Consider the following 3,900-nt stretch of genomic DNA (forward strand, 5'->3'; position numbering starts at 1 on the left):
CCCGCGCCTCGTCCCAAATTCCGCAAAGCCGCGCGAAGCGGCGTGCCATTTCCGCGACTGCCTCTGCGTCCCCCATCCCGCCCGCCAGCCAGGACCGGGCGACATCGCCGAAGATCGTGCGACCCACCGCAAAACCCTTCACCATCGGGAACCGCGCCGCCGCCTTGAAGCAGGCCGCCAGCTCCGCCTCGGGCGCGTCGAGCCCGAGCACGACGATGCCGCGGGTATGTGCGTCATGCTCCTCGATCGCGGCGATGGCATTCTGCCAGGCGGCCTCGCTCCGCATCGGCTCCAGCTTCCACCAGTCGGGATAGATCCCGGCGGCATAGAACTGACGGATCAGCGTCGCAGCGGTCGTATCATTGACGGCCCCGACCTTGGACGGAATGACCTCGAGCAGGAACTCCAGTCGGTTGCGCCGGGCCGAGGCAAACAACCGTCTGACAGTCTCCTCCTGCCGGGCGCGCAGGTCCGGCGTGTCATCCGGATGGCAGAAGCACAGCACCTTGACCACGTTTTCGCGCGCCCATTCGACGAGCGTGCCACAATCCGGGCCGAGCTCCGGCTCAAGTTCCAGCGGCCGCGAGCCGGGCCATTCGCACGGCCGGCCGATCCACAAACCTGAGCCCGAGGCCCGGTGCAGCGCGGTTCGGCCGATCCGATTGTCGCACAGGATGCCGTAACCCGGCTTGCCGTCCTGCACCGTCAACGCGGCCTCGAGGCAAAGCTCCTTGAACGCCCCGCCCTTTTCAAGCGTGTAGCCGTCCATCTCCTCGAGTTGCAGCCGGTGGTCGAATGCAAAGACCCGCATCGCCGACCAGTCACCGTGGCGATTGGTGGCCCAATGCAGTTGTTCGAGCTCGGCGTCGTTGCGAACGTCGGGGCGCACCACGCCGCGCTGGAGGAAGAACTCCAGCTCGCTCAGCGACGGATAGGCTGGCGTGCAGCCGTGGCGGCTGACCGCCAGTGCCCCGCAGGCATTGGCGTATTCGAGCGCCTTCGGCCAGCACTCGCCGTCGAGCCAGCCCTTGATGAGCCCCGACATGAAGCCGTCGCCGGCACCAAGAACGTTGAACACCTCAATCGGAAAGCCCGGCCCCGCCTCGCCGTCGTCCAGGCTGCCGGGAATGTCACCGGTGAAGGCCACCGCCCCCATCGGCCCGCGCTTGCAGACCAGCGTGGCGCCCGAGACCTTGCGCACCGCCCGCAGGGCCGCAAGCGTATTAGTCGAGCCGCCGGCAATGTGGAACTCCTCCTCCGTCCCCACGATCAGGTCGAAGAGATGCAGCGTGGACTGAAGCTTGGCCGTTACCTGCGCACTCTCGACAAAGCGGCTCTCGCCCTCGCCATGCCCGGCCACGCCCCAGAGGTTCGGCCGGTAGTCGATGTCGAGCGCCGTCTGGACCCCGGCTTCGCGAGCGATCTTCAGCGCCTTGAGAACGGCGGCCTCGGTGTTCGGGTGGCTCAGATGGGTGCCGGTGGCAACCACGGCGCGGGCCGAGGTGACATAGCCCGGATCGATATCGTCCTCGCAGAGCGCCATGTCCGCGCAGTTCTCGCGATAGAAGATCAGCGGGAACTGCTCCTCGTCGCGGATGCCCAGGATCACCAGCGCCGTCAGCCGCTCCGGATCCGTCTTCACACCAGCGACATCCACCCCGTGGCGCACCAGTTCCTCGCGGATGAACCGGCCCATGTGTTCGTCGCCGACACGGGTGATGAGACCGGACTTCAACCCCAGCCGCGCCGTGCCGCAGGCCATGTTGGTGGGCGAGCCGCCAATGTATTTGTCAAACGACCCCATGTCCTCCAGACGACCCCCGATCTGGGAGCCGTAGAGGTCAACCCCGGCCCGACCAATCGTGATCACGTCCAAGGCTTTCATGCGTCCTCCCGCGCGGTTGCTGGCGCAGACTCACCGGCACACTCCAATTTGTGGAATATTTATTCCATTTTTGGCCGGAGCGAAACCCCTTATTTCACCCTCACGGTGCCCTTCGCGCCGTGCCCACCGCCACCGCAAGCGTGATCGCCAGCGCCAGCGTCGCCGACAGCGAGCGGAACGCCCCGAAATCGATCTCCGGCACGGTCAGGACCGCGCCGGCATGGCGGGCCAGCGGACTGGTCAGAAGGTCGGTGACCGCCACCACCGGCAGGCCGCGCTCCCGCGCCTCCACGGCCAGCTCCAGTGCCTCCTCGCTATAGGGCGCAAAGCTGATCGCCAGCAGCGCATCGCCGGGCCGGAGCGCATGGCGGTGTTCCAACTTGCCGACGCCGCCATGCAGCATCGCCGGAATGGCCATCTTGTCGAAGGCATAGGCCAGGTAGCTCGCGACCGGAAACGACCGGCGCAGGCCGATCAGATGTACTGTATCGGCGGCCACGAGAACCTCCACCGCCTCCGCCAGCGCGGCCTCGTCGGTCGCCTTCGCCAGGGCTTCCAGCGACATCCGCCCGGCCTCGACGAATTCGGCCAGAAGCGCCGCGGGGCTTCCCACACCGCCCTCCTTGAGGTTGCTCAGCCGCGTGGAATAGTCCGGCCAGCCCGGCGCATAGGCCTCGCGGAACAGCCGCTGCATCTCGGAGAAGCCGGAAAAGCCCATGATCTGGCAGAACCGCATCAGCGCAGATGGCGGGACGTCTGCCCCCGCGGCAAGCTCCGCCACGGTGGAAACGGCGATCCGGTCGGAATGGCTGGCCACATAATCGGCGCATTGCCTGAGCCGCTTCGGCAGCCCGGCAGAGATCACGCCGAGCCGCTCGCGGAATTCCTCGACGCTGGCCGGAGCCGAGAAGGTCTGCAGATCCGTCATCTCACTCCTCCGGCTCGCCGCTATATCTTGCCCTACCACAGATGGAACAAATATTCCAAGGTCGACCGCGCGTCACCCCCGGGCCGCCACCACCCGCCGACCGGGGCGCCGCGCGCCGGCCCCGTCGCCCCCACGGGGCAGCGTACGCTCCGTTCACCAACGCTCCACCAAGCCCTCACAAATCCTAAACGCGACGCGCGCGCCGGCCGTCGCGGTGCGGCCGGGCAATGTCGGTCAATGTCGGTGGTGGATCGGTGCAATATCGGTGTTCCGCCGAATGATGCCCCGCTCCCCGCGCAACACCCTGCTCAGAGCGGCTTCAGCCCCTCGCGAAACCGCCGCATATTCGCGTGATAATGCTTGGCCGCTAGCACCAGCCCGGCCCGCGCCTCGGCATCGAGCGTCCGCACCACCTTGCCCGGCGCGCCCATGACCAGGCTGTGGTCAGGGATTTCCTTGCCCTCGGTGACGAGGGCGCAGGACCCGATCAGGCACCCCCGCCCGACCCTCGCCCCGTTGAGCACCGTGGCCCCCATCCCGATCAGGGAGCCCTCGCCGATCGTACAGCCATGCAACATGGCCCGATGCCCGATTGTGCAGTTCGGCCCGATAGTTAGCGGAAACCCCATATCCGAGTGCAGGACCGAATTCTCCTGGATGTTCGATCCCTGGCCTACCCGGATTTCCTCGTTGTCGCCGCGGAGCGTGGCCCCGAACCAGACAGAGGCGCCGGTCTCCAGCACCACCTTGCCGATCAGATTGGCATCCGGCGCCACCCAATAGTCGCCATCCTCGGGAAAGACCGGCGCCACGCCTTCCAAAGCATAGATCATCTCGCCTCGAACTCCCTGTTGAGGCCCCGGACGAAATCCGTCAGCCCCGGCTGCCGCTCGCGCCGCATCCGCTCCGCCGTCAGGATCGTCCGAAGCTCCGCTTCCGCCTGATCGAGATCTTCGTTGACCAGAACATAATCGTATTCCGCCCAATGGTTTATCTCGGATTCCGATTTCGCCATCCGGCCCGCGATCACCTCTTCGCTGTCTTGCGCCCGACTCCTCAGGCGCCGCTCCAGCTCGGCGATCCACGG

The 3,900-nt window shown here is 66.6% G+C and carries 4 protein-coding genes; all 4 read right to left on the bottom strand.

Going from position 1 to position 3,900, the window contains the following annotated elements:
• Positions 1–1,885, bottom strand: a 1,885-nt coding sequence (locus AC32QD_RS08395; RefSeq protein WP_492010039.1) for a bifunctional 5-dehydro-2-deoxygluconokinase/5-dehydro-2-deoxyphosphogluconate aldolase, incomplete at its 3' end; no start/stop codon positions are given.
• Between the two features lie 100 nt (positions 1,886–1,985).
• On the bottom strand, positions 1,986–2,813 hold the full coding sequence (locus AC32QD_RS08400; RefSeq protein ID WP_492010040.1) for a MurR/RpiR family transcriptional regulator: 828 nt from the start codon (positions 2,811–2,813) through the stop codon (positions 1,986–1,988).
• Positions 2,814–3,121: 308 nt separating this feature from the next.
• Positions 3,122–3,646 carry a gamma carbonic anhydrase family protein gene (locus AC32QD_RS08405; RefSeq protein ID WP_492010041.1) on the bottom strand — a complete coding sequence of 175 codons (525 nt, stop codon included), beginning with the start codon at positions 3,644–3,646 and terminating at the stop codon, positions 3,122–3,124.
• Positions 3,643–3,900: nucleoside/nucleotide kinase family protein (locus AC32QD_RS08410; protein ID WP_492010042.1), on the bottom strand; the 258-nt coding region annotated here is incomplete at its 5' end. The genes AC32QD_RS08405 and AC32QD_RS08410, both read right to left, overlap by 4 nt.

The sequence above is a fragment of the Thermohalobaculum sp. genome, assembly GCF_058622915.1.